At 36.2% G+C, this 3,972-nt stretch carries 3 protein-coding genes; 1 reads left to right on the forward strand and 2 read right to left on the reverse strand.

Annotated features, from left to right (window positions below; all coding sequences use genetic code 11):
• Positions 1–226: 226 nt before the first annotated feature.
• Both I3254_RS00285 and I3254_RS00290 read right to left on the reverse strand, forming a co-directional pair.
• Positions 227–1,078 (reverse strand): thymidylate synthase, encoded by an 852-nt coding sequence (locus I3254_RS00285; RefSeq protein WP_238050423.1) that lies wholly within the window; start codon positions 1,076–1,078, stop codon positions 227–229.
• A 342-nt stretch (positions 1,079–1,420) separates the two neighbouring features.
• A complete protein-coding gene (locus I3254_RS00290) occupies positions 1,421–2,452 on the reverse strand; it encodes a hypothetical protein (protein WP_238050424.1) in 1,032 nt (343 codons plus the stop codon).
• Positions 2,453–2,563: 111 nt separating this feature from the next.
• On the opposite strand from I3254_RS00290, the gene I3254_RS00295 reads away from it, so the two are divergent.
• A complete protein-coding gene (locus tag I3254_RS00295; RefSeq protein ID WP_238050425.1) occupies positions 2,564–3,472 on the forward strand; it encodes a competence protein CoiA family protein in 909 nt (302 codons plus the stop codon).
• Positions 3,473–3,972 lie beyond the last annotated feature (500 nt).

The raw sequence follows: 3,972 nt of genomic DNA on the forward strand, positions 1-3,972 counted from the left end.
TTATGATTATGTTTGATGACCGTATCAGTAAGCATTTAATCTAAATGGCAGTTACACAGAATATGGGATGGGCTCCTATAAAGAGCATAATCTTAATTTCCTCTTGCTTAAAAGCTAGCGAGAGCTTAGCTAATAAGCATATACCCTATAGCATAAATCACATATATTGATACTTTATGCCTAATAGAAATTTATCACTTTTCTCAGCTTTCACTTTATGCTTATATCAAACTGAGAATGGATAGGCAATAGACTCATGATACTGGTATCCTTCAACTTTAAAGTCATCCAATGTTACCCATGTTTCAATATCTTCGAGAGACTTAATTTCAGGGTTAATATGAAGCTTAGGTGCCGGATAAGGTTCGCGTTTTAATTGCACGTCACGCATTAATTCTAATTGATCTTCATAAATATGTGCATTTACGATCTTATGATAAGCTTTTCCAGCCTCGTGGCCCGTAATTTGAGCCATGAGAGCTAGTAAGGTAAACACTTGAATCTGATTAAAATTTTGACCTAATGGCACATCACATGAACGTTGTGATGAAGTCAAATAAAGCTTTCCACCTAACAACGAAAATGTATGAGTATGCATACAAGGACGTAAACATCCCATATGAAACTCACCTGGATTGTAGAAGGTTAGAATTTCACCTCGGTCATCAATACCGTTTCGCAAGTTATTATAAATCTTATGAAGCTGGTCAAACTCCTCTCCTACTGAATTACGCCACCTGCGTCCCTGTACACCATAAACTCGGCCCATATCATCCTTACCTTTACGATAAGGATTAGCTAACCAAGCTGCATTTTCATTGGCATTGGCGTTCCATGTATTACATCCAATAGCTCGAAACTGATCTGCGCTATCATAACCACGTAGATATCCCAACAACTCTGCGATAGCTGCTTTCCAATAACTCTTTCGAGTAGTTACTAAGGGAAACTCATTAGCTCCTACGTTGTAGTCTAAATCAGCATTAATAACGGTTAAGCAACGTTTTCCAGTTCGTTCATTTTCGACCCATACACCTTCATCAACTATACGCTGACATAAATCTAGATACTGTTTCATTCAATAACCTTAGTTGGACTACAAACTTATCTCAAAAGGTAATTTTTGTTAAACTACATGCACAATACATTTTACCTTTTGATTTCATTGAGCATTATAAAGTTTCAAGGCTCAATTGTACAAACCTGTTCGTAACAACTAATTGTCTTAATAACTTATCAACAGACTATACCCCAATAGAACCAATGCAACCTAATCCTTCTATCTAACATCATTTATCATAATGCACCTTTATGGGAACAGTCGGCTGTTTGGGCTGTACTTTTAACCAAGAAAGACTACAAGGAGTTGATTTAACTATTTAGTATGAAAATATTCGATTTACTTGATTGATGCCTGCCATTACTTCAGATAACCTTCATGACCTAAAAAATATCCTTTCAAGGTCATCCTATCAAAACTATAAACATGGGCATGAGGTGCTTCTCTGCATCGACCAACTAACGGCTGCTTTTGATCAGGTTTACCATCAGCTAGTTCAATGGGGGCTGTACAAATTGGACAAATGGAAGTGAAGGCCGTTATTCTCGCTATTCTATAACCGTCGGCCCCCTTATACATTTCAATGTCAGCATTGTCTGTATTTATATTTGCAAACAACAAAGGCGCTTTACTGATACGGTGGGTCATTAAATGATGTAAGGGTTTAAAGAACCATATAAAATTCATATAAGCGAATGGTATGAACGCTAATATAATTAATGCTGTTGTTAAGCTTAATGATGGCAAATCTTTTATGAACATCATAAATAATACTGCGAACAAGACGATCAGTATGTCTATAAGAAGACTGATAAGCATCAAAGCAGTCAACAGTAAGCCTTTAGGGCTGTACATCTTTAATTCACCATTCTTAAAAAAAATTCGAGTGAGAATTGAGGGTTTTATTGTCGAGCTATGTTCTCTCACGTAAATTATCTCACCATAGTCGTCAGGTGAATCTTCATCTTCTAATGCCTCAGACGGTAGTAATAGCTCAACAGGTTCAATATCCAACCAAAATGCCTTTTCATTACCTCGACCACCTCTTGAAGACTCAACCTTAATTACAGGTATATAGCCAACACGATTAAGTATTTCGGAATCCATTTGAGTTCGAACAAAATCGGATAAATACTTTTGGATCTTGCTGATATTTATCTGCTGTTGGGCTTCTTTGCTATCAATATCATCTAGACTGACATTCTTATCAATGGCATAAATTATTTTACGAGTAATTTTGTCAGGTTCGTAAACATCACCTTCATTTTCTGGCAGGTTTTTTAGCCTACGCTCTAACATTATCTGTAAATAACGCTGGTTTTTAGTTTCGTTATGATACAAGTCAAGACGATTGCTTAAATTCTCAAATAATTCTAAGTATTTGTTTTTCATTATTATTAAACCGAATCAAACCCGTTTGTGACCCCTTTTAAGGGTGTTTACGCAAAAATACTCAGCTCATACTAACCTCAGTTTTTACAAACCCTAAAGAGGATAGTAACCATGCTAATGAATATTGCTATTAATGATCTAGATCAAATTGTTGGTATTAAACAAGTAGAAAGAGGACTCGCTTGTAACTGTTATTGTTTTGAATGTAGCGAACCCGTTGTTGCTAGAAAGGGAGAGAAAAATGAGCATCATTTCGCTCACTCTAGCAATAAAGAAAGTTGCCACATCAACCCTGAAAGTATCCTACACAAGTTTGCTAATCAAGTCATTATGGAGAAAAAATGTGTGGTATTACCACCCTTGCCAGAAACAGATGAGACTGAAGCAAAAAATTGGCAGTTCTCTAGCTTAGTAGCAGAACAGGCTGTTGGCTCAATTCGGCCTGATTTATTAGCAAATATTGATAATGAGATGCTGTTTATCGAAGTTGCCGTGACATCTTTTGTAGATACTCACAAACTTAATTTCATCAAACAATTAAGTATCAAGACCATTGAGATAGACTTGCGAGAACTACTAAAGCGCAAGGTCTGTATTCCTAGTGATGAAGCAAAACAGTTCATTCTAGAACAAGTAGATAATAAAAAATGGTTATACCCTGAAGCTAAGAAACCTGACGACCCGTTGGCAGATTGGTTAAGTACGACGCCTTTACCTGAAATCAATACGAACCATGTTGCTGATGATAGTGAAAAAGCTCAATCTAAGCTCCCCAACAGTTATGTTAAACATCGCTTTATTATTAATAATGTATGGGTAGATGCATGGGTGTTTAACGATGGGGGTATTTCAGTAAAAACGGTCAGTTATAATCCAGAGATTATAGCTTTACTGAAGCAATGGAGCAAAGAAGGTGGTGGTAGATATACACCAAAATTCAAAGCTTGGAAGTATTGTAATCCTTTCTCTCATACCGTATTACTACGTTTGCGAGAAATGGATACTACACCCAAACTCTAATTTCTTTGCGATGGATATATCAATACTACTGCAATCTGGATGAAAAACACAATGAACATGAAAAGATTTACAAACCGCAAATTTAAATTTTGTTCTACTTGTAGCTCTAAACAGACACTTAGAGTGATTGAAAAAGATAACTGGAAGCTAGGTGCTTACCATTGTCCAAAGTGTGATGCCGATACTGTTGATAGCTTCGTACTTGTTGATTATTATGAAAATGGGTGCAGGATTGTCGCTAAGAAGATAAAAGCCTATGATTTATTTAATAGAAAGTAACGCCTTAATAAACTACAGTGGAATTGTTGGAGACTTAACAATCTGAGAGACAGCTGTTAATTCGATACCTGTATAACGTACCAACCCAATAATTAATGAGGTGGTCATTACCGAACTGATTGAATCAGTCGGTAGGGAGTTTCCTAAAAACTGTGTAACTGCTTATAATCCACTAATAGGAGAATAAGCAATGACTACTCAATCTGACATTAAGAAACTGG

The organism is Psychrobacter sp. Ps2, assembly GCF_022129405.1.
In the GTDB taxonomy this organism is placed as follows: Bacteria; Pseudomonadota; Gammaproteobacteria; order Pseudomonadales; family Moraxellaceae; genus Psychrobacter.

Coding starts and splice junctions, on each gene's coding strand:
- I3254_RS00285 (WP_238050423.1), bottom strand. CDS start 1,078: ATGAAACAGTATCTAGATTTATGTCAGCGTATAGTTGATGAAGGTGTA.
- I3254_RS00290 (WP_238050424.1), bottom strand. CDS start 2,452: ATGAAAAACAAATACTTAGAATTATTTGAGAATTTAAGCAATCGTCTT.
- I3254_RS00295 (WP_238050425.1), top strand. CDS start 2,564: ATGCTAATGAATATTGCTATTAATGATCTAGATCAAATTGTTGGTATT.